The following is a 19398-nucleotide window of genomic DNA, read 5'->3' on the forward strand; positions in this document are numbered from 1 at the left end:
GCGATCTGCGAGATCGCAGGCGCGACGCTGTGCGCTATGGGCCGTCATTGGCGACCAGCGCGGCCTGGCGTGGGCTGGCCGGCTTTCAGTGGCTCCTACTGGCCCTACTCCTCGGCGGTGGATTGGCCCTGCTCTGGTTTCGTCCGTCGGGGGCCGCTCCGGTCGCTGCCGCCGTCGCGGCAATCGCCTTCCTGGCGATATCCGCATGGCGCGTTCTGCTGGTGATCGTCAGCACCCGAAGCCGGGATCCCGTCCCTTCCGAGACGTCCGTTCTGCCCCGGTATTCGATCCTCGTCGCGCTGCACGACGAAACGGAGGTGATGAGCCAGCTCGTCGAGCGGCTCGCCCGGATCGACTATCCGCCCGATCGTCTTCAGGGACTGCTGGTCCTGGAGGCGCACGACCATGCGACGATTGCGGCCGCGCTCGCCGCGCCCCGGCCTGACTGGCTGGAAGTGTTCGTGGCTCCGTCGGGAACGCCGTGCACCAAGCCGCGGGCGCTGAACTGCGCCCTCTCGCACGTCACGGGCGACTTGGTGACGGTCTACGATGCCGAAGACGAGCCCCATCCGCTGCAGCTGCGCGAGGCTGCCGCCCGGTTCGCAGGTGACGCCGGAGGGCGGCTGGCCTGCCTGCAGGCGCCGCTGCGCATTCGCCGGGGCCGCAGGGGAGCGGACGCCTCGCCCTTCGTCGACCGGCAGTTCGCAGCCGAATACGCCAGCCTGTTCGAGACCATCCTGCCCGGCATGGCTCGACTCGGTCTGCCATTTCCGCTGGGCGGCACCAGCAACCACTTCCGGGTCGATGTCCTGCGCGCGGTCGGGGGCTGGGACGCCTTCAACGTCACCGAGGACGCCGACCTCGGCTTTCGCCTCTGGGCCGAGGGCTGGCGGCTCGGCGTCATCGGACTGCCGACGTGGGAGACGCCACCGGGCGGTCTGGCGGACTGGCTCCCGCAGAGGTGCCGCTGGCTCAAGGGCTATATGCAGACCTGGGGCGTGCATACGCGGCGGCCGTGGCGGCTGGGCGCGCGCGGTGCGTTCGCGCTGGTGATGACGGTCGGCGCCTGCCTCGGATCGGCGGCGCTGAACGGCCCTTCGCTCGCGTGGGTCGCGGCGGGTGTGCTGGTCGCGGTCATGGCCGGTCTGCCACCCGAGACGCCGTTGCTGGCCATGAGCGTGCTGGTTCTCGGCGCGGCGTCGGCCTGGCTGTCTTGCGCCATCGGGGCGCGGCGGGCCGGCGTACCCTATGGGCCGATCGACATGATCGGGGCGCCTGCCTACTGGGCCCTGCAAAGTCTTGCCGCCTTCCATGCCGGATGGCGGCTGGTGCACGAGCCCTTCGCCTGGGACAAGACGCGGCACCGGCGGGACGCTGCGACAGCGGAAGCGCCAGTCTACGCCGCGCTGGACGAGACGGCGCCGAACCGCCTATCAGCGGGCCATGCCGCCGCGCCTCAACCCGTCGCCTGAAACGCTCGTCACCCGCGCATGGGCGGACTACGCCCTGCTGGACAGCGGCGACGGGCGCAAGCTGGAACGATATGGGCCCTACACGGTGGTCCGGCCCGAGCCGCAGTGCTTCTGGTCGCCCCGGGATCCGGCGGCCTTCGATGCGGCCGACGCGGTCTTCGACCCGACCGACGAGGACGAGAGCGGGCGCTGGCGTTTCGCGGGCAAGCCGGTCGATACCTTCCCGCTGGCATGGCGCGACGTGCGGTTCACCAGCCGGTTCACGCCGTTCCGGCACCTGGCCTTCTTCCCCGAGCAGGCGGCGAACTGGGACTGGCTGGACGGACGCATCCGGCGGCTGCGCAAACCGAAGATTCTGAACCTGTTCGGCTACACCGGCGTGGCCAGCCTCGCCTGTGCGGCAGCGGGGGCCGAGGTGACGCACGTCGACGCCTCGAAGAAGTCCGTGGCCTGGGCGCGCGAGAATGCGGAGCTGTCGGGCATGGCGGACAAGCCGGTGCGCTGGATCGTCGAGGACGCGCGCAAATATGCGGCGCGGGAGGTCCGGCGCGGGTCGAAATACGACGGCATCATCCTCGATCCGCCGAAATATGGGCGGGGGCCGACGGGCGAGGTCTGGCGGCTGTTCGAGGACCTGCCCGGGCTGCTGAAGGACTGCGCGGCCCTGCTGTCGGACGACGCTTCGTTCCTGCTGCTCAACGCTTATGCGGCGCGGATATCGGGGCTGTCGCTGGCGCATCTGATGGCCGAGGCGACGCAGGACCGCAGCGGCGTCATCGATTGGGGCGAACTGGCGCTGGCCGAGGACGGGACGGACGGTCGGGCGATCGGGCTCAGCTTCTTCGCGCGGTGGAGCGCCTGATGGCCGACCGGCTGATCACCTCGCTGACCAATGAGACGGTCAAGGCCGTGCGGGCGCTGCACATGCGCAAGGAGCGCGAGGCGACGGGGCGCTTCCTCGCCGAGGGCCTGAAATTCATCGGCGAGGCGCTGGATCAGGGGCGGACGCCGAAACTGCTGCTGGTCGGCGAGGACGCCCGGCCGCATCCGCTGCTGGAACGGGCGCGGGCGGAGACGAAGGCTGCGGGCGGCGAGGTCGTGGCGGTGACCCACGCCATTCTCGAGAAGATCAGCCGGCGGGAGAATCCGCAGACCGTGCTGGGCGTGTTCGAGCAGGTCTATACGCCGCTGTCGGCCATCGAGCCGGGGGCGGCGCCGTGCTGGGTGGCGCTGGAACAGGCGCGGGACCCGGGCAATCTCGGGACGATCATCCGGACGGCGGACGCGGCAGGCTGCGGCGGGGTGATCCTGATCGGGGACTGCGTCGATCCCTATTCAGTCGAGGCGGTTCGGGCGACCATGGGCTCGGTGTTCGCGGTAGCCATCGCCAGGGCGACGGCGGCGGAGTTCCTGGCTTGGCGGCAGAGCTGGCCGGGCAGCGTCATCGGCACCAGGCTGGACGCCTCGGTGGACTACCGCGGAGCGGCGATCCAGCGGCCGGCCCTGATCCTGATGGGCAATGAGCAGGCGGGGCTGACGGACGCCCTCGCCGCGGCTTGCGACGTCAACGTGAAGATCCCGATGCGCGGCCGCGCCGACAGCCTGAACCTGGCCATCGCCACGGGCATCATGGTCTATGCGGTGACCGACGAGGGCTAGGGCCGGCGCGCATGACAGGGGTTTCACTTGCCGGATGGCGTGGGCCCCGCCAGCCTCGCCGTTTCCAACACGGTGGGTCATCCATGCGAACCCTGCTCGCCCTCATCCTCGTTCTGCTGACGCCCGGCGTGGTCGCCGCGCAGCAGGCGGAGCCGGGGCCGGAGGCGTACCGGGCGGACGCCCTGTCGATCGAGGCGCTGGTGAACAGCCAGTACGCATACCTTGATCGTTTCCCCGGCGGCGTGATGCCGATGAGCGCACAGATGCGGCGGGAGGCGGAGGCGGTGAGCGACCGGGCCTCGCTGCTGCGCTACGCCGAGCACGCGGTCACGGCCCTGGCCGACCATCATGCGATCACCGGCGCCTCGTTCGGCGACAGCTGGGGTCTCGTGCCCAGCTACAGCGATCTTTGGATCGAGACGGAGGCAGACCGCTGGCGGATCACGGCGGTGCGGGACAGGTCCCCTGCGGCGGAGGCCGGAGTCGCGGCGGGCGACGAGCTGGTTGCCGTGGGTGGGGTGTCGACGGCGGAGGCGGTAGCGGCCTTCTGGGCGGAGCTGGGACTGACGCCGGAGGGAGACCGGGCCGGCTACGGCGCGCGTGTGCTCGCCGCGGGGCGGAGGGACCGGCCGCGCGACCTGGCGATCCGGGGCGGCGACGGCGTCGAGCGGCGGCTGACGCTGCCCAACCTTTACGGCGGGGGCTGGGGTGACAGGCCGCCCGTGACTGTATCGGAGCAGGACGGCACGCTGGTGATCCGGATCAACGACTCGCTGGGCGACAGCGAGACCGTGGCGGCCTTCGACGCGGCGATGGCCGGGGCGAAGCCGGACCAGCTGGTCGTCATCGATCTGAGGGATACGGCCAGCGGCGGGAACACGGTGGTGGCGCGGGCGATCATGGGGTGGTTCGTCGACGAGGCCCGGCCCTACCAGATCCACAACCTGCCCTCGGAGGAGCGGGAGACGGGAGTGCCGCGCCAGTGGATCGAGCAGGTCCTGCCGCGACCGGGCAAGCGTCACAGGGGGCCTGTCATGGCCAAGGTGGGCCGCTGGACCGGCAGCATGGGCGAAGGCCTGGCCGTGGGGCTCGACGCGGTCGGCGTGCTGGTTGTGGGCGAACCCATGGCCGGGCTGCTGGGCGCGGTCTACGACCATCCGCTGGCCAACTCAGGGCTGGTGCTGAAGCTGCCGACGGAGCGGCTATACGCCGTCGACGGGACGCCGCGGGAGGCCTTCCGGCCCCGTCAGTGATCAGAAGCTGGCGCCGTCGACGCGCTGGGCGGTCCAGCTGAAGGGCTCGATGTCGGTCAGGGTGCGGACGTTGACGGCCACCATCTCCGAGCCGTCGGGAGCGACGCCGCGGGCGAAGGTCTGGACGCCGCAGGTCTCGCAGAAGCGGTGCCGTATCTTGTGGTTATTGAACAGGTATTCCGTCTGCGGCCCCTCGGCCGAGAGGCGGAAGGCGTCGGGCTGGACGAAGCCGAGGACGAAGCCCTTGCGGTAGCAGTGCGAGCAGTTGCACTCGATCAGGCCGTCGAGGCTCATGTCGACGTCATAGGCCACGGCGCCGCAGTGGCAGGAGCCCTGGTGCGTGTTCACGTCGGTCATCATGCATCCTCCAGCAGGACCACCCCGGGGGCGGATTTGAGCGCGCCGCGCAGGGCGCCGTCGAGGCGGTAGCGGCCGGGCAGTTTCAGCTCGACCTCCCGGCGGCCGTCGAGCGAGGCGACCAACGACACCTCCCCGCCCTTGCCGTTCGCCTTGGCCCGGTCGAGGCGCGCCCTGAGGGCCTCGGCGTCGGCCGCGCGGGCCGAGACGTGGATCCGCAAGCCCAAGGCGCCGTCGTCGATCAGCGCATCCAGCTTGCTGGCGTCGTCGCCGAAGAAGCGGACCTCGCCATCGGCCGACTTGGCGCGGACGCGGACCATGACCGAGGCGCCGACCTCCAGCGTCTCGCGGCATTTGCGCAGCTGTTCGGGCGGGAACAGGCATTCGAACTCGCCCGTCGGATCGGAGAAGGTGACGAAGGCGAATTTCTCGCCCGTTTTCGCGCTGGCCCGCTCCTGACGGCGGCGGACGACGCCGGCCATGAGGAAGGCCTCGTGGCCGCTCTCGGCGAGGGCTGTGGCCTCGGCGACGAAGGTGACGCGCTTGCGCTTGAGGGCGGGCGCCATGTCCTCCAGCGGGTGGCCGGACAGGTAGAAGCCGACGGCGGCCAGCTCCTGATCCAGCTTCTCGGGCCCGACCCAGGGTTCGACCGGACGCAGGCGCGGACGACCGGCGCTGACCTGATCGCCGCCGAACAGGCTGACTTGCGACGAGGCGCGCTCGGCGGCGACGCTCTGGCAATAGGCCATCAGGGTGTCGGCCTGCTCGACCAGCTGGCGGCGGTTGGTGTGGAAACTGTCGAAGGCGCCGGCGCGGGCGAGGTTTTCGAGGGCGCGCTTGTTGACGAATTTCGGATCGACCCGTTCGAGGAAGTCGAAGATGTCGGTGAAGCGGCCGCCGGTCTCGCGCACCTCGACGAGGTGTTTCATCGCCTCGAGGCCGACGTTGCGGATGGCGCCGAGGGCGTAGAGGACGGCGCCGACGCCATCGTCATACGCCACGTCAAAGTCGGCCGAGGAGCGGTTCACGTCCGGCGCCTTCACCGGCACCTCAAAACGGCGGCAATCCTGATAGAAGACAGCCAGTTTGTCGGTGTTGCTGAGATCGAGACTCATGGACGCGGCCATGAATTCGACCGGGTGGGTCGCCTTCAACCAGCCGGTCTGGAAGGAGATCAGCGCGTAGGCGGCGGCGTGCGACTTGTTGAATCCGTAGCCGGCGAATTTGGCGACCAGATCGAAGATGCCGCCGGACTGCTCCTCCGGCACGTCCTTCTCGGAGGCGCCCTTGATGAAGCGCGCCCGCTGGAAGTCCATCTCCTCCTTCTTCTTCTTGCCCATGGCGCGGCGCAGAAGGTCGGCTTCACCGAGCGAATAGCCCGCCAGGATCTGGGCGATCTTCATCACCTGCTCCTGGTAGATGATGACGCCGTAGGTCTCGGTCAGGACCTCTTTGAGCGAGGGGTGGAGGTAGTCGACTTCCTGCCGGCCGAACTTGCGGTCGATGTAGGTGTCGATCATCTCCATCGGCCCCGGCCGATAGAGGGAGATCAGGGCGGTGATCTCCTCGATCGAGCCGCAGCGCATCTTGCGCAGTGTGTCGCGCATGCCCTGCGATTCCAGCTGGAACACGCCGACGGTCTGGCCCGAGGCCATCAGTTCGTAGGTCTTCGGGTCGTCGAGCGGCAGGCCGTTCCAGTCGGGCCCGGCCCCGCGGCGCTCCAGATACTGGCGGGCGCGGTCGAGCACGGTCAGGGTCTTGAGGCCGAGGAAGTCGAACTTCACCAGACCGGCGGCCTCGACCCATTTCATGTTGAACTGGCTGGCCGGGATGGTCGAACGCGGGTCTTGATACAGGGGCGCGAGCTCGACCAGCGGGCGATCGCCGATGACGATGCCGGCGGCGTGGGTCGAGGCGTTGCGGTAGAGCCCTTCCAGCTCCAGCGCCGTCTCCAGCAGGGCGCGGACGTTGGCGTCGCTGTCGCGCGCCTCCTTGAGTCGCGGCTCGAGCTCGATGGCCTGCGCCAGCGTCACCGGATTGGCGGGGTTGGCCGGGACCATCTTGGCGAGGCGGTCGACCTGGCCGAGGGGCATTTGCAGCACCCGGCCGACGTCGCGCAGCACGGCGCGGGCCTGAAGGGTGCCGAAGGTGATGATCTGGGCGACCCGGTCCTTGCCGTAGTGCGCCTGAACGTAGTCGATCACCTCTTCCCGCCGCTCCTGGCAGAAGTCGATGTCGAAGTCGGGCATGGAGACCCGTTCGGGGTTCAGGAAGCGCTCGAACAGCAGGCCGAAACGCAGCGGATCGAGGTCGGTGATGGTCAGGGCCCAGGCGACCAGAGAGCCGGCGCCGGAACCGCGTCCCGGGCCCACTGGGATGCCGTGGTTCTTGGCCCATTTGATGAAGTCCGACACGATCAGGAAATAGCCGGGGAAGCCCATCTGCTGGATGATGCCGACCTCCCATTCGAGGCGGCTCCAGTAGTCCTGTTCGGGGGCGGCGGGCGTGACCTGTTTCAGCCGTTCCTTCAGCCCCTCGCGGGCCTGATGCATCAGTTCGTCGGGCTCGGAGCGGCCCGCGCCGGTGTCGAAGCGCGGCAGGATGGGCGCGCGGGTCGGGGCCATGAAGGCGCAGCGGCGGGCTATGTCGAGGGTGGCGTCGCAGGCCTCCGGAAGGTCGGCGAACAGCTCCCGCATGGCGGCGGCGGGCTTGAACCAGTGCTGGCCGGTGATGCGGCGGCGGTCTTCCTGACCGGTGAAGGCGCCGTCGGCGATGCACAGGAGGGCGTCGTGGCTCTTGGCCTGGGCGGCCTTCGCATAGTGGACGTCGTTGGTGGCGACGAGCGGCGCGTCGTGGGCATAGGCCCATTCGACGAGGCCCCGCTCGGCCTGCTGTTCGGAGGCGAGGCCATGGCGCTGGAGCTCGACGTAGAAGCGGTCGCCGAAGGCCTGCTGCATGGCGGCCAGGGCGCCGGCGGCCTCGGCGGGCTTGCCCTGCACCAGTAGCGGATCGACGGGTCCGTCGGGCCCGCCGGACAGCAGGATCAGGCCTTCGGAGCGCTCCACCACCATGGACCAGGGCACGCTGGGCTCGTCCATGGCGCCGGCGTCGAGGAAGGCGGACGACGACAGGGCCGACAGGTTGAGCCAGCCGGCCTCGTTCTGGACCAGCAGGACGACGGTCGGGACCTTGGCCCAGCGCTCGGCGATCTTGCCGCCGATGCTGGTCACCGGCAGGGCGCAGGCGAGCAGCGGCTGGACCCCTGCCCCCTTGGCGGCCTCGCTGAACTCCAGCGCCCCGAACAGATTGGCCCGGTCGGCCACGCCCACGGCCGGCATGCCCGCATCGGCCGCCAGCGTCGGAACCTTGCCCGCCTTGATCGCCCCCTCGAGCAGCGAATAGGCCGAGCGGACCCGGAGGTGGACGAAGCCCTGACTGTTCAGCGTATCGGTCAAACCGGGTCCTGTTCTGCGGTCGGCGCCGGGGGGAGACCTGCCGGCGGGGCGTTCGCCCGTTCTGAACCGAGTCTCACATCATGGGCGCCCGGGACACCGGAAAGCGGATCGAGCCGCGCCGCGCCGGGGGACCGTCTGTGGATAGCCGCCGCCCCTTCCGGTCCTGCCGCGAACAATAAGACCCGGGTAAAATCGGAAATTAGGGTCCGAAGGGTCCGAAGAGTCCGAAAAGACCGCTCAGTCCGTTCCGTCCGTAGAGACCGCTAAACGGCCTAGCTCTTTGATTGCGTTGGCCGGACATAACCGAATGCAGAACCCCTCAGACCGCGGAGGTCAGCAGCGCCGCCTGCCACACCACCCAGACGAAACCGCCGCACGACGCCAGCGACAGCATATCCCGAGCCCAACGCGCCATGATTTCCTCCCGGTGAAACGTGTTCCCCTAATGTTCTACGTTCTCGTTGCGTTCCAGTCAAGCCCGGCCTATCAGCTCCTCGCAACCCAACACATGATCAAGCGGCGTGTCTCACCCTTGTTGGCGACGAATGTCGTCGGCGTGACATAAGAACAGCCAAGGTCGTATGGGTGGAGGGATCGCAGATGCCACTGGTGCTCATAACGCTCCTGGAGCCGTCAGACGTTCATGAGGTAGAGCCTCTGACAGAGGGGTTCATGATCCGTGCTCGCCCCGGGAAGGCCCGACCTTTCAGCGAGATTGTCAGGCGGCTGCACGAACTGGACAACGACTGCGCCGTATTTGCTCAGGCGGACGGCAAGGGCGGCTATGAGGCCGCGCACGTCATCCCGTTCGATTGACCAAAGGCCGGTTGCGGGACTCCCGCGTTTGCGAAACTCCACGCCCGAGGTCCGTCATTGGCCGGCAGCCCAGCCTACTTCAGCGCTATGTCAGGTCGCGGACTGACCGCGGCCGCGCTTTGCTGTTTGATCAGGCGTTTCGAACATCCATCCGGGCGAACTATGGACGATCTCTACCAAGACCCGATCGACGTCGTTGTGACCGACGGGGCCGTCGTCCTGTTCGGGCCGGGCTCTCTCAGCGGAGCTTTCACCCCGGATGCAGCCGAACAGACGGCCAGGGCGTTGCTGGAGGCGGCGGAACAGGCTCGCGCCGCCCGACACTGACGCGCCATGCCGCTGTATCGTTTCGTATGCAGCCGTGACCCAAAGGGTCGCGTGCCCCCCATCATGGACCTGTCAAACGCCGGAGCCGCGCGCGACCAGGCGGTGATCTATCTCGGCGAGATTCTCAAAGACGAGGACGGCCGGTTCTGGGATGAGCCCGACCTGTGCATCACCGTTCAGGATGCAACCGGACTCACTCTGTTCATTCTCGACGTGACCGGGCGGAGCGCTCCGGTTGTTTCGGGCGCTGGCCCACTGTCCTAGGCGCCGGCGCCAACCCTCGACGCCCCTTCCTTGCGCTGAGATCCCGGCGCACCGTAATGCCAGGATTGTGCGCAGGTTATGGGAGGGGTGTGCTATCGGTGCGGATGGAAGATCACTCAATCCCGTGCGCCGTCGTCGCCTATGAAGGCAGCGTCGTCATTCGCGGGCCCGGCGCGATGTCGGGCGCCTTTACCCCTGACGCCGCCGAAACCAGCGCCCATCTGATCCTTGAGGCCGCCGCCAAGGCGCGGGCGTGGCTCGCCAGCAGGCTCTAGCGGGGCGGCCAGACTGATCGCGGCGATCGACCGCGTCATCGACAAGACTGATCCAGGTTAAGTTCAACAGGGCCGGAACGGCCTGCGGGCCAGGTCGTTTGGCCGCCATGCCGACTTTCATTTTTGAAACCGACGCGGGGACGAAGGGGCCTCGCAGCGCCTCCGTGGTGTTGCCCGACCTGCGGGCGGCGCAGATCGCGGCCGTGAAGTATCTGGGCGAGTTGCTGTCGGACGACGGGGACGAGTTCTGGAAGGAGGAGATGGTCACCATGACCGTCAGCGACAACCGGGGCCTGTGCCTGTTCCGACTGGACCTGTCCGCGGTGCGATCGTCGAGCTTCCCGAAGTCGGCGGTGGCGACCCGGGCCGGAGTCTGACGCGAGACTGTGACCCGCCGGGGCCCATGCGGTGCTAGAGTGGGTCGACGCCGCCAGTGACCGCCTTTCGGCGGCCGGCGTCGCGGGATGACGGACATGGCCAAGGGTCAAGCACGCAGCAACAAGGAAATCCGCAAACCGAAGGCGGACAAGGCCAAGCCGGCGGTGACGGTGGGTAGCTCGCCGTTCACGCAGGCTCCGGCGAAGAAGTAGCGTCTGCTCCCTTCTCCCCTTGAGGGAGAAGGTGGGCGGCGGAGCCGTCCGGATGAGGGGGATGGTTCAGCCAGGCTGGGCGGAAGCCGGTCCGGAGCCGCTTTACCCCTCATCCGGCCCTCCGGGCCACCTTCTCCCCCAAGGGGAGAAGGAAGCGTGGTCCTCCCCGTTCAGTAGGCGTGGCTTTCGGCCGGGCGTTCTTCGAGGTGGCCGTCCTTGAGGGCGAAGACGCGGTCCATGTGGCCGGCCAGCTCCATGTTGTGGGTGGCGATCAGGGCGGCGACTCCGGTGTCCTTGACGAGCCTGTGAAGGGCCTCGAACACGGTCTGGCTGGTGGCGGGGTCCAGGTTGCCGGTGGGCTCGTCGGCCAGCAGCAGGCGCGGGCGGTTGGCCAGGGCGCGGGCGACGGCGACGCGCTGCTGTTCTCCGCCCGACATCTGGGCCGGCTGGTGAGTCAGGCGCTCGCCGAGGCCCAGGGCGGTCAGCACTTCCTCGGCGCGGGCGCGGGCGTCCGCCTGACCGGCGCCGGCGATGCGCAGCGGCAGGGCGACGTTGTCGCGGGCGTCGAACTCGGCCAGCAGGTGGTGGAACTGGTAGACGAAGCCGATGCGCTGGAGCCGCAGATGGGTGCGGGCGCGCTCGGGCAGGTCGCCGACCGGCTCGCCGTCGATGAGGATTTCACCCGAGGTCGGGTGTTCCAGCAGACCGGCGGCGTGCAACAGGGACGACTTGCCGGAGCCGGAGGGGCCGATCAGGCCGACCACCTCGCCGGGCATGACGTCGAGATCGACGCCCTTGAGCACGGTCAGGCCGCCGGTGGCGGTGTCGTAGGTGCGGGTGACGTTGCGCACCGAAAGGACCGGCGTGCCGGCGATGATCCGGCCGGCGCCGCGAGGGGCCTTACTCATAGCGGAGGGCCTCCACGGGGTCCATTTTGGCGGCGCGCCACGACGGCAGCAGACTGGCCACGCACGACATGAAGACGGACCAGACGGTGACCCAGATGACGTCGGCCGGATCGACCTGGGCCGGGATGGCGTCGAGCATATAGACCTCGGCGTCGAACAGTTTCACGCCGAACAGGCCCTCGAGGAAATGCTGGATGTCGGCGATGTTCAGACAGAACAGCAGACCGAGGACCAAGCCGGTGAAGGTGCCTGCGATGCCGATGGCCGCACCGGCGATGAAGAAGATGCGCAGCATGGACGACTGGCTGGCTCCGACGGTGCGCAGGATGGCGATGTCGCGGGTCTTGTTCTTCACCAGCATGACGATGCCGGAGATGATGTTCAGGGCGGCGATGGCGACGACGAGGCCGAGGATGATGCTCATGGCCACGCGCTCGACCTTCAGGGCGCCCCAGAAGGCGGCCATGCGGTCGCGCCAGTCGTTGACGAAGGCGCCCGGGCCCGCGGCGCGCATGACGGGGGTGCGCAGCAGCTCCACCCGGTCTGGCTCGGCGACCTTGAGCTCGATGGCGTCCCAAGCGCCCTCGCGGCCGAAGAACAGCTGGGCCTGCTCCAGCGGCATGAAGATGAAGAGCTGGTCGAAATCGGTGGTGCCGGAGGTGAAGACGCCGCCGATGCGATAGGTCTTCTCCAGCCCGCCGAGATTGCCGAAGGCGCTCGTCGCCCCGGTGGGGGAATAGAGGGTCAGGGCGTCGCCGACGCGCAGGCCCATGATGTCGGCCAGCGCCTTGCCGATCAGGATGTTCTCGCCGCCGTACTGGCCCTGGCCGAAGGTGCGCTTCGCCTCGTCGGACAGGCTGGCGTAGACGTAGGTGGTGGCGGCGAGGTCTTCCGGACGGACCCCGCGCACGGCGGCCGGGTTGGTCTGGCCCCCGCCGCGGACGAGGCTGTAGCTGGTCATGACCGGCACGGCGCTGTCGACGCCGGGAATGGCGCGGATGCGCTGCAGGGCTTGGTCGCGTTCGGGGGTGTCGAGCAGCTGGCCCTGGACGAACATGTGGCCGTTGAAGGACAGCATGCGGTCGAGCAGGGTCGAGCGGAAGCCGGCCATGATGCTCATGACCGTGATCAGGGCCATGACCGCCAGGGCGATGGCGACGTAGGAGATGATGGCGATCAGGGCGATGCCGCCCTCGCGCCGCCGGGCCCGCAGATAGCGGAGGGCGAGGCCGAACTCCCAGGCGGAGAAGGGGCCGGCCGGTTTGGCCGGCTTCACGGAGGGGGCGGTCGCATCTGTCATGCGGTCAGCCTCGCCACGGCGTCGGCGAGCGGCACGGAGACCTTCTCGCCGGTGGCGCGGCGCTTGAGCTCGACCACGCCGTCGGCGAGGCCCTTGGGTCCGATGGTCAGCTGCCACGGAATGCCGATCAGATCGGCGGTGGCGAACTTGCCGCCGGGGCGCTCGTCGGTGTCGTCGTAGAGGACGTCCTTGCCGGCGACCTCGAGCTGCGCGACGGCGTCTTCGCAGGCGGCGGCGCAGGCCTCGTCATTGGCGCGCAGGTTGATGACGACCACGTCGAAGGGGGCGACGGCGTCGGGCCAGATGATGCCGCCCTCATCGTGGCTGGCCTCGATGATGGCGCCCAGCAGGCGGGAAACGCCGACGCCGTAGGAACCCATGTGGACTTCGGTGTCCTTGCCGTCCGGCCCCGCGACCTTCGCCTTCATCGGAGCGGAGTATTTGGTGCCGAAATAGAAGATGTGGCCGACCTCGATGCCGCGGGCCGACAGGCGGTCGCCCTCGGCCGTTTCGCTCTCGAAGCGGGCGGCGTCGTGCATCTCTTCGGTGGCGGCGTAGAGGGAGGTGCGCTCGTCGACGATGGCCTGCAGGTCGTCCCAGTTCACGTCGGCGCCCGGTGCGGGCATCTCGACCAGCTTGCGGTCGCAGAAGACTTCGCTCTCGCCGGTGTCGGCCAGGACGATGAACTCGTGGGACAGGTCGCCGCCGATCGGGCCGGTGTCAGCGCGCATCGGCACGGCCTTCAGACCCATGCGGGCGAAGGTGTTGAGATAGGCGACGAACATGCGGTTGTAGGCGCGGCGGGCCGAGGCCTCGTCGATGTCGAAGCTGTAGGCGTCCTTCATCAGGAACTCGCGGCCGCGCATGACGCCGAAGCGCGGGCGGCGCTCGTCGCGGAACTTCCACTGGATGTGGAAGAGGTTGAGCGGCAGGGATTTGTAGCTCTTCACGAAGCCGCGGAAGATGTCGGTGATCATCTCCTCATTGGTGGGCCCGTAGAGGAGCTCGCGCTCGTGCCGGTCCGTGATGCGCAGCATTTCGGGACCGTAGGCGTCGTAGCGGCCGGACTCGCGCCACAGGTCGGCGAGCTGGAGGGTCGGCATCAGCAGTTCAACAGCCCCTGCCCGCTCCTGCTCCTCGCGCACGATCTGCTCGATCTTCTTGAGCACCCGCAGGCCCAGCGGCAGCCAGGCGTAGATGCCGGCGGCCTCCTGCTTGATCAGGCCGGCGCGCAGCATCAGCTGGTGCGACACGATCTGGGCGTCGGAGGGCGCTTCCTTGAGCGTGGGGAGGAAATAGCGCGACAGGCGCATAGGTCAGAATCCGGCGTGGGAGGCGTGGGACACGAGCTTTAGCCGGGACGGCGGGGCGAAAGCTAGGCGGTCGGCGTCAAACGCGCGGAATGCCTCAGGGATGCGGCAGGCCGACGCCGTATCTCGCCGCCAGATACCGCGCGATGGCGTGGTCCTGCAGGAAGCGGCGGCCGGTGGCCTCGCTGGTCTGCGCGTCGGGCCAGTCGAAGGTCTCGTCCAGCACGAGGATGGGGCAGGACTGGTGGGCCTCGCCGACCAGATCGATCACCGGCGGACGCGGGCGGGGGTGGTCCAGGCGGGTGATGTCCAGCTGGTCGTGCAGGGCCGGATAGAAGGCCAGAACGCCCTCGATGAAGGCGCCCGCGGGGCAGAACCACGGGCCGCCCTGATCGTCATGCCAGTCGGGATTGAGCAGGAAGAGGCGGTCGGTCACGGCGTGCGCCCCTAGGCCGGCGGCGCGAGGTTCGGCAGGGGCATCCAGCCGATGAAGACCAGCACCATGACCACGAACCAGACGATCAGCGAGACCCAGGTGGTGGTGATGAATTTGCGCTTCAGCTGGGGATTGCCGGGGGCGCCCCACTGGGCTCCGTCGGTCGGACGCTCCTGGGCGCCCTGCGACATGCCCAGCGGCAGGATGCCGAACAGGACCGTCCACCAGCAGACGATGTAGACGGCGATCATGGTGATCGGGCCGACGGGCATGCTCATCAGTGCGCCTCGCCTTTCGGGGTTTCCATCAGTTCGACGAGGACGCCGCCCATGTCCTTCGGATGGACGAAGATGATGGGCGTGCCGTGGGCGCCGATGCGGGGCTCGCCCGTGCCGAGGATGGTCGCGCCTTTCGCCCGCAGCGCGTCGCGGGCGGCGAGGATGTCATCAACCTCGAAACAGACGTGGTGCTGGCCGCCCCTGGGGTTTTTCGCAAGGAAGCCGTGGATGGGCGAATCGTCGCCGAGCGGTTCGATCAGTTCGACCTGGCTGTTGGGAAGGTCGACGAAGCAGACGCGGACGCCCTGCGCCGGCAGGTCGAAGGGCGTGTGGGCCTTCGTGGCGCCGAGGAGGTCGCGGTACATCGCCACGCTGGCCTCGATGGAGGGGGTGGCGACGCCGACGTGGTTCAGTCTTCCGATCATGCGCAGGACTTAGCCGGTCCCGGGGCGCGGGAGAAGGCCGGCGTCAGCGCTCGACGGCGCCGAATGGTCGCGGATCCTGAGGGCCAGTCTCGAGCGTCCGGCCGTCGACGGTCCAGCGCAGCAGGCAGAGGCGAAGCCCGGTCGCCGCGGGGGGCAGCCGCGCCTGCAGGTGCAGGTCGATGCCGGACGGGACCCACGACGCCCGGGCGATGGCCGGGGCGCCGACCGGCCGGCCTTCATCATCGAGAAGCCGGACAAGGACGGTGACGTCGACCAGAACCCGGCCTGAGTGGTTGGTCACCGCGCCGGACCAGGTGCGGCCGCCGAGCGCTTCCCGCGTCACCACGCTGCGGGTGAGGCGGAGGCCGGCCGGGTCGGCGACGCCCCGCGCATGCCGTCTGTCCGGACCGCTCGCGATACGCGCCGCATTCGCCATTGCCTTGCCCTCCGCCATGAGTGAGGCTCGCACCCTGCCCGGCGCGCTCATGAGCGGCATGAGCAACTCCTGAGGTCTTGCTGAAAAATGGCGCCCGGCAGTTTTCGCTTCGAAGACTTCTCCCTCGATGTTCGCGACCGTCAGCTGAAGCGAGCCGACGCGCCTGTCGAGCTGAACGCGCGGTATCTGGACGCCCTGGCTCTGCTGGTGCGCGAGAACGGGCGGCTGGTGTCCAAGGACCGGTTTCTGGAGGAGGTCTGGCGCGGGGTGCCGGTGACGGACGAGGCGCTGACCCAGTGCGTGAAGACGCTGCGGCGGCAGCTGGGCGACGACGCAGGCCGGCCGCGGTTCATCGAGACAGTGCCCAAGCACGGCTATCGCTTCATCGCCCCCGTGGAATGGGTCGGAGATGAAGTCGCGCCGGTCGCGCAAGCCCCCGCGGTGGCGGAGGCGCCCGGCCGCTATTCGTGGGCGCAGTTCGGACTGCTGGGCGGCGCAGGCATGATCGGCGGCGGGCTGGCGGGCGTGTTCATCGGCCTGTTCTACGGCTTCGGCGCGGCGCCGGAACCGCTGCAGACGGGCGTCGGGGCGACGTCGGTGCTGATGGTGCTGGTGTGCCTGAGCGTGGTGCTGGGCCTGATCGCGGGGGCCGGGGTCGGCTTCGGCGTCGCCGCCGCCGGGTTCGCCCCGGATCGCCGCTGGCTGTGGAGCATCGCCGGGGGCGCGGCCGGAGGGCTGCTGACGGGGGCGTTCGGCAAGCTGATCGGGCTGGACGCCTTCAACCTGCTGTTCGGCCATTCGCCCGGAGCGATCACGGGGGCGGCCGAGGGGGCGCTGATCGGCGGGGCGATGGGTCTGGGAGCCTGGCTGTCGGGTCTGATCCCCGGCCGGCGGCTGGTGCCGAGCTTCGCCGCGGGCGGGCTTGCGGTGGGTCTGGCGGCGGCGGTGGTCCCGCTGGCGGGCGGACGGCTGATGGGCGGCAGCCTCGACCTGCTGGCCCGGCAGTTTCCGGAGTCGCAACTGAGCCTCGCCCAGATCGGCGCGGTGTTCGGCGAGACTGGCTTCGGACCGATCAGTCAGACGGTCACGGGCGGCTTCGAGGGCCTGATGTTCGGCGGCTGGGTGGTCGCGGCCATGATGCTGGCGCGACGGCTGGGCGGACTGTCCGCCGGCAAAACCGAAGCCTAGAGCCAGGCGCCTGTCGTCATCATCACCGCGAACAGGGCGGCGATCAGGGCGAAGCCGAGATTGACGAGGCAAAGGCCGGCGACGGGCAAGCGGATGCGGCTCGCGCGCACCACGGCGAAGACGCTCAGCGCCAGGGTCAGGCCGAGCATCAGCAGGCCCCAGATGTCGGCGTGGAAGCCCGTTTGGGGTCCCGTCTCACGCGCATGCCAGCCCGCCCAGACCGTCAGAACGATCCATGGCAAGGGCGTCAACAGAACCGGCCAGACCGCTCGCAGCTCTGGCTTGCGAACGGCGATCCAGCCGCCGAGCGCCAGAAGGATGACGGCCAGCAGGGCGAGACCGATCCACGCCTCCGTGACCTGCCCCAGGATCATGAGGGGGGCGGTCACGGCGGTGTGGAGGCGGTCCAGTCTACAGTCCCCCGCGGTTCATCGGCTCCGCTCCTAGTAGGGGAAAGGATCTGTCGGGCGGGGTTGGGTCGGCGTCGGCATCCGCGGCAGGGGCTCGTCGCTGTTCGCGGCCTGAAGCAGGAAGGCGGCCATGATCACGGCGGCCTGACGCAGGTCTTCCGCCCGCATGTGGTCGTAGCTGTCGATCGAGGTGTGGTGCAGGCGCGCGCCGTAGTCGAGCGGGTCCTGGATGAACTGGAACCCGGGAACGCCGACGGTCTGCATATAGACGTGGTCGGTGCTGCCCGAGGTTCGCATCGAGACGGTCGTGGCGCCCATGGCGTGGAAGGGTTCCAGCCACTCTTGGAAGATCGGCGCAGCGGCGACGTTGCCCTCGGCGTTGATGCCGCGAATCTTGCCGGAGCCGTTGTCGAGGTTGAAGTAGGCGACCAGATCGCCGTAGCCATCACGCGGCTGGATCGGCCAGCGCTGACGCCAGGTGCGGTTGTTCGGCAGGGCGTCCAGCTGGGCGTCGCCGAGCGCCGCGCGGGTCGCCACGTATTTGTCGACGTAGGCCAGCGAGCCCCACAGCCCCTGCTCTTCCCCGCTCCAGAGGGCGAAGCGGATGGTGCGTTTCGGACGCACGCCCATGGCCTTGAGGATGCGGGCGGCTTCCATGACCACGGCGCTGCCGGCGGCGTTGTCCACGGCGCCGTCTGACGCCGCCCAGCTGTCGAGGTGGGCGCCGGCCATGACGTATTCGCCCGACCGGTCCGTGCCCGGGATGTCGGCGAGGATGTTGTAGGCGTTGACGTCCTCCTCGTGGAACCGGACCTCGCTCATCAACTCGAGCGTCGGCTTCGCGTCCTCGGTCAGAGCGAGGCGGGCGAGGCGGCGGTAGTCCTCGGCGGCCAGTTCCATGCCGGGCGTGCGGCGCTGGTCGTCCATGCGGTAGCCCGAGCCATTGCCGTGCAGCAGCCCGCCGTCACGCGCCGACATGCGGACCCAGGCGACCGCGCCCTCTTCCTGCAGGAAGGCGTCCATCTGCCGGGCGAATTCGAGCTCTCGCAGGGGGTTGGTCGAGGGCGCGGCGTGGTTGGGCATATTGTAGGTGTCGAGGTCGCGCAGGTCCTCTTCCGTCAGGCGGCGGAACGGGGCCTCGGTCGGCTCCGAGCCGGCAGTCGGGCGGGTAACCAGAACGACCTTGCCCGAAAGCTTGCCGCGCCATTTGGCGAAGTCGGCGGCGGTCGTCATCGGGGCCACCACGACCTCGCCGCTGACAACGCCGTTGGTGCCGGGCGTCCAGGCGATGGGAATGGCGCGCAGATCGAGGGTGCGCGGCGCCGTCATGCGGGCGCTGGAGCGGACGACCGACCAGCCGCGGCCGAACTCGAACGGGTCGGCGCGGACGTTGGACAGGCCCCAGTCGCGGAAGCGCTGCGCCGTCCAGGCTTCGGCCTGGCGCATCTGGGGCGAGTTGGTCATCCGCCCGCCGATCCGGTCCGTCAGATACGCCGCGGTGTCCATCACCTCGCTGTGGTTGAAGCCCTGATCGATGATTCGGTTGATGGCGACACGGTCCACCTCCTGGGCGGAGACGGCGACAGCCGGCAAGGCGAAGGCGATGGCGGTAGCGGACAACAAGGCGGCCAGACGCATGGAAGCTCCCCTGAATCGATGAAGGCCGCGATATGACGCGAGGAATCCGGCGAGCGCAAAGGAAGAAATGTCCCGCTGAGCCTCGCGAACGCCGATTTCAGTCCCCGGCGGCGTCCATGTCCACGGCCTCGGCGACGAGGCGGCGCCAGACAGGGTCCGTGTCGTCGACCAGATCGACGTCTTCGAGCAGGGCCACGGCGCCGCCGCCGTCGGGCAGGATGAGGCCGAGCACCTCCATCTCCTCGCCGTCGGGACCGAGATGGGTCTCGGCCTGAACGGCCACGGCGGCCTGTTCGCCATCCGCCTCCCACCAGATCACGGGCTGCGGCAGTTCCATTTGGATGACGCGGGGGTCGTCGGTCTCCGCAAGGGCGAAGACGGCCCGCTTGGCCTGAACGTCATCCAGCGTCGCGACCGCGCCGGTGAAGGCCTTGAGCCGCGACCAGTCATCGACGTCGTAGCCGCCGCCGTCCTCGTCGGGCGCGTCTTCGGTCGGGGTCATGACAGGCTCCTGATCGGCAGATGATCCGCATACGAGAAAGGGGCCGGCGACCCAAGCCGCCGGCCCCTCGATTGTCTCGTCCCGCGAGGGAGAGCGGTG

23 protein-coding genes are annotated in these 19398 nt (G+C 69.0%); 11 read left to right on the forward strand and 12 right to left on the reverse strand.

The annotated features are described in order from the left end of the window. Window positions 1-47: 47 nt before the first annotated feature. From GGQ87_RS13560 to GGQ87_RS13575, 4 genes are all read left to right on the forward strand, one after another. A complete protein-coding gene (locus tag GGQ87_RS13560; RefSeq protein WP_245161607.1) occupies window positions 48-1472 on the forward strand; it encodes a glycosyltransferase family 2 protein in 1425 nt (474 codons plus the stop codon). Continuing rightward, a complete protein-coding gene (locus GGQ87_RS13565) occupies window positions 1444-2334 on the forward strand; it encodes a class I SAM-dependent methyltransferase (protein WP_168048628.1) in 891 nt (296 codons plus the stop codon). Before GGQ87_RS13560 ends, GGQ87_RS13565 begins: the two co-directional genes overlap by 29 nt. Continuing rightward, a complete protein-coding gene (locus GGQ87_RS13570) occupies window positions 2334-3131 on the forward strand; it encodes a TrmH family RNA methyltransferase (protein ID WP_168048630.1) in 798 nt (265 codons plus the stop codon). The genes GGQ87_RS13565 and GGQ87_RS13570 overlap by 1 nt, the downstream gene beginning before the upstream one ends. An 83-nt stretch (window positions 3132-3214) precedes the next feature. Further along, the gene (locus GGQ87_RS13575; protein ID WP_168048632.1) at window positions 3215-4384 is read left to right on the forward strand and encodes a S41 family peptidase; all 1170 of its coding nucleotides are present in this window, start codon (window positions 3215-3217) and stop codon (window positions 4382-4384) included. Here GGQ87_RS13575 and GGQ87_RS13580 read toward each other — a convergent pair whose 3' ends face one another. Together GGQ87_RS13580 and dnaE are read right to left on the reverse strand one after the other, a co-directional pair. Beyond that, window positions 4385-4741, reverse strand: a complete 357-nt coding sequence (locus tag GGQ87_RS13580; protein WP_168048634.1) for a GFA family protein — start codon at window positions 4739-4741, stop codon at window positions 4385-4387. It abuts the gene before it with no gap. Further along, window positions 4741-8196 (reverse strand): DNA polymerase III subunit alpha, encoded by a 3456-nt coding sequence (gene dnaE / locus GGQ87_RS13585; protein WP_168048636.1) that lies wholly within the window; start codon window positions 8194-8196, stop codon window positions 4741-4743. The genes GGQ87_RS13580 and dnaE overlap by 1 nt, the downstream gene beginning before the upstream one ends. A gap of 672 nt (window positions 8197-8868) precedes the next feature. On the opposite strand from dnaE, the gene GGQ87_RS13590 reads away from it, so the two are divergent. The 6 genes from GGQ87_RS13590 to GGQ87_RS15495 all read left to right on the forward strand — a co-directional run bounded on the left by GGQ87_RS13590 (window position 8869) and on the right by GGQ87_RS15495 (window position 10468). Next, entirely contained in the window at window positions 8869-9012 is a 144-nt protein-coding gene (locus tag GGQ87_RS13590) for a hypothetical protein (protein WP_168048638.1), read from the forward strand. Between the two features lie 162 nt (window positions 9013-9174). Beyond that, window positions 9175-9339, forward strand: a complete 165-nt coding sequence (locus GGQ87_RS13595; protein WP_168048640.1) for a hypothetical protein — start codon at window positions 9175-9177, stop codon at window positions 9337-9339. A gap of 6 nt (window positions 9340-9345) precedes the next feature. After that, window positions 9346-9603, forward strand: a complete 258-nt coding sequence (locus tag GGQ87_RS13600) for a DUF6894 family protein (protein WP_168048642.1) — start codon at window positions 9346-9348, stop codon at window positions 9601-9603. Between the two features lie 104 nt (window positions 9604-9707). Continuing rightward, window positions 9708-9878 carry a hypothetical protein gene (locus GGQ87_RS13605; RefSeq protein ID WP_168048644.1) on the forward strand — a complete coding sequence of 57 codons (171 nt, stop codon included), beginning with the start codon at window positions 9708-9710 and terminating at the stop codon, window positions 9876-9878. A gap of 107 nt (window positions 9879-9985) precedes the next feature. Next, window positions 9986-10255: a DUF6894 family protein gene (locus GGQ87_RS13610; protein ID WP_168048646.1), complete on the forward strand. Its 270-nt coding sequence runs from the start codon at window positions 9986-9988 to the stop codon at window positions 10253-10255. A 96-nt stretch (window positions 10256-10351) separates the two neighbouring features. Continuing rightward, window positions 10352-10468 (forward strand): hypothetical protein, encoded by a 117-nt coding sequence (locus tag GGQ87_RS15495; protein WP_245161608.1) that lies wholly within the window; start codon window positions 10352-10354, stop codon window positions 10466-10468. 170 nt (window positions 10469-10638) lie between these two features. On the opposite strand, the gene GGQ87_RS13615 is transcribed toward GGQ87_RS15495, so the two are convergent. From GGQ87_RS13615 to GGQ87_RS13645, 7 genes are all read right to left on the reverse strand, one after another. Next, window positions 10639-11376 (reverse strand): ABC transporter ATP-binding protein, encoded by a 738-nt coding sequence (locus tag GGQ87_RS13615; RefSeq protein ID WP_168048648.1) that lies wholly within the window; start codon window positions 11374-11376, stop codon window positions 10639-10641. Beyond that, window positions 11369-12676: a lipoprotein-releasing ABC transporter permease subunit gene (locus GGQ87_RS13620; RefSeq protein ID WP_168048650.1), complete on the reverse strand. Its 1308-nt coding sequence runs from the start codon at window positions 12674-12676 to the stop codon at window positions 11369-11371. The genes GGQ87_RS13615 and GGQ87_RS13620 overlap by 8 nt, the downstream gene beginning before the upstream one ends. Next, window positions 12673-13989 (reverse strand): proline--tRNA ligase, encoded by a 1317-nt coding sequence (proS, locus tag GGQ87_RS13625; RefSeq protein ID WP_168048651.1) that lies wholly within the window; start codon window positions 13987-13989, stop codon window positions 12673-12675. Before proS ends, GGQ87_RS13620 begins: the two co-directional genes overlap by 4 nt. A gap of 94 nt (window positions 13990-14083) precedes the next feature. Continuing rightward, on the reverse strand, window positions 14084-14422 hold the full coding sequence (locus GGQ87_RS13630) for a DUF3088 family protein (protein ID WP_168048653.1): 339 nt from the start codon (window positions 14420-14422) through the stop codon (window positions 14084-14086). Window positions 14423-14433: 11 nt separating this feature from the next. Then, window positions 14434-14700 (reverse strand): DUF1467 family protein, encoded by a 267-nt coding sequence (locus GGQ87_RS13635; RefSeq protein WP_245161609.1) that lies wholly within the window; start codon window positions 14698-14700, stop codon window positions 14434-14436. Then, a complete protein-coding gene (gene mce, locus GGQ87_RS13640; protein ID WP_168048655.1) occupies window positions 14700-15125 on the reverse strand; it encodes a methylmalonyl-CoA epimerase in 426 nt (141 codons plus the stop codon). The genes GGQ87_RS13635 and mce overlap by 1 nt, the downstream gene beginning before the upstream one ends. Before the next feature lie 43 nt (window positions 15126-15168). Then, window positions 15169-15621, reverse strand: a complete 453-nt coding sequence (locus GGQ87_RS13645) for a hypothetical protein (protein ID WP_168048657.1) — start codon at window positions 15619-15621, stop codon at window positions 15169-15171. A gap of 27 nt (window positions 15622-15648) precedes the next feature. Between GGQ87_RS13645 and GGQ87_RS13650 the strand changes: the two genes are divergently transcribed. Beyond that, complete coding sequence (locus tag GGQ87_RS13650) at window positions 15649-16749, forward strand: winged helix-turn-helix domain-containing protein (protein WP_168048659.1); 1101 nt, start codon at window positions 15649-15651, stop codon at window positions 16747-16749. Here GGQ87_RS13650 and GGQ87_RS13655 read toward each other — a convergent pair. From GGQ87_RS13655 to GGQ87_RS13665, 3 genes are all read right to left on the reverse strand, one after another. Next, on the reverse strand, window positions 16746-17138 hold the full coding sequence (locus GGQ87_RS13655; protein WP_168048661.1) for a hypothetical protein: 393 nt from the start codon (window positions 17136-17138) through the stop codon (window positions 16746-16748). The genes GGQ87_RS13650 and GGQ87_RS13655 overlap by 4 nt on opposite strands. Window positions 17139-17192: 54 nt before the next feature. Further along, the gene (locus tag GGQ87_RS13660) at window positions 17193-18797 is read right to left on the reverse strand and encodes a M20/M25/M40 family metallo-hydrolase (RefSeq protein ID WP_168048663.1); all 1605 of its coding nucleotides are present in this window, start codon (window positions 18795-18797) and stop codon (window positions 17193-17195) included. A 97-nt stretch (window positions 18798-18894) separates the two neighbouring features. Next, window positions 18895-19299 carry a hypothetical protein gene (locus GGQ87_RS13665; RefSeq protein ID WP_168048665.1) on the reverse strand — a complete coding sequence of 135 codons (405 nt, stop codon included), beginning with the start codon at window positions 19297-19299 and terminating at the stop codon, window positions 18895-18897. Between the last annotated feature and the right edge of the window lie 99 nt (window positions 19300-19398).

Origin of the sequence: Brevundimonas alba (genome assembly GCF_011927945.1) — a bacterium.
GTDB classification, from domain to species: Bacteria; Pseudomonadota; Alphaproteobacteria; order Caulobacterales; family Caulobacteraceae; genus Brevundimonas; species Brevundimonas alba.

Excerpts from the sequence above, each read along its gene's own strand:
- GGQ87_RS13565 (WP_168048628.1), top strand. The coding sequence starts at position 1,444 with ATGCCGCCGCGCCTCAACCCGTCGCCTGAAACGCTCGTCACCCGCGCA.
- GGQ87_RS13570 (WP_168048630.1), top strand. The coding sequence starts at position 2,334 with ATGGCCGACCGGCTGATCACCTCGCTGACCAATGAGACGGTCAAGGCC.
- GGQ87_RS13575 (WP_168048632.1), top strand. The coding sequence starts at position 3,215 with ATGCGAACCCTGCTCGCCCTCATCCTCGTTCTGCTGACGCCCGGCGTG.
- GGQ87_RS13580 (WP_168048634.1), bottom strand. The coding sequence starts at position 4,741 with ATGACCGACGTGAACACGCACCAGGGCTCCTGCCACTGCGGCGCCGTG.
- GGQ87_RS13590 (WP_168048638.1), top strand. The coding sequence starts at position 8,869 with ATGATCCGTGCTCGCCCCGGGAAGGCCCGACCTTTCAGCGAGATTGTC.
- GGQ87_RS13595 (WP_168048640.1), top strand. The coding sequence starts at position 9,175 with ATGGACGATCTCTACCAAGACCCGATCGACGTCGTTGTGACCGACGGG.
- GGQ87_RS13600 (WP_168048642.1), top strand. The coding sequence starts at position 9,346 with ATGCCGCTGTATCGTTTCGTATGCAGCCGTGACCCAAAGGGTCGCGTG.
- GGQ87_RS13605 (WP_168048644.1), top strand. The coding sequence starts at position 9,708 with ATGGAAGATCACTCAATCCCGTGCGCCGTCGTCGCCTATGAAGGCAGC.
- GGQ87_RS13610 (WP_168048646.1), top strand. The coding sequence starts at position 9,986 with ATGCCGACTTTCATTTTTGAAACCGACGCGGGGACGAAGGGGCCTCGC.
- GGQ87_RS15495 (WP_245161608.1), top strand. The coding sequence starts at position 10,352 with ATGGCCAAGGGTCAAGCACGCAGCAACAAGGAAATCCGCAAACCGAAG.
- GGQ87_RS13615 (WP_168048648.1), bottom strand. The coding sequence starts at position 11,376 with ATGAGTAAGGCCCCTCGCGGCGCCGGCCGGATCATCGCCGGCACGCCG.
- GGQ87_RS13620 (WP_168048650.1), bottom strand. The coding sequence starts at position 12,676 with ATGACAGATGCGACCGCCCCCTCCGTGAAGCCGGCCAAACCGGCCGGC.
- proS (WP_168048651.1), bottom strand. The coding sequence starts at position 13,989 with ATGCGCCTGTCGCGCTATTTCCTCCCCACGCTCAAGGAAGCGCCCTCC.
- GGQ87_RS13635 (WP_245161609.1), bottom strand. The coding sequence starts at position 14,700 with ATGAGCATGCCCGTCGGCCCGATCACCATGATCGCCGTCTACATCGTC.
- mce (WP_168048655.1), bottom strand. The coding sequence starts at position 15,125 with ATGATCGGAAGACTGAACCACGTCGGCGTCGCCACCCCCTCCATCGAG.
- GGQ87_RS13645 (WP_168048657.1), bottom strand. The coding sequence starts at position 15,621 with ATGCCGCTCATGAGCGCGCCGGGCAGGGTGCGAGCCTCACTCATGGCG.
- GGQ87_RS13650 (WP_168048659.1), top strand. The coding sequence starts at position 15,649 with ATGGCGCCCGGCAGTTTTCGCTTCGAAGACTTCTCCCTCGATGTTCGC.
- GGQ87_RS13660 (WP_168048663.1), bottom strand. The coding sequence starts at position 18,797 with ATGCGTCTGGCCGCCTTGTTGTCCGCTACCGCCATCGCCTTCGCCTTG.
- GGQ87_RS13665 (WP_168048665.1), bottom strand. The coding sequence starts at position 19,299 with ATGACCCCGACCGAAGACGCGCCCGACGAGGACGGCGGCGGCTACGAC.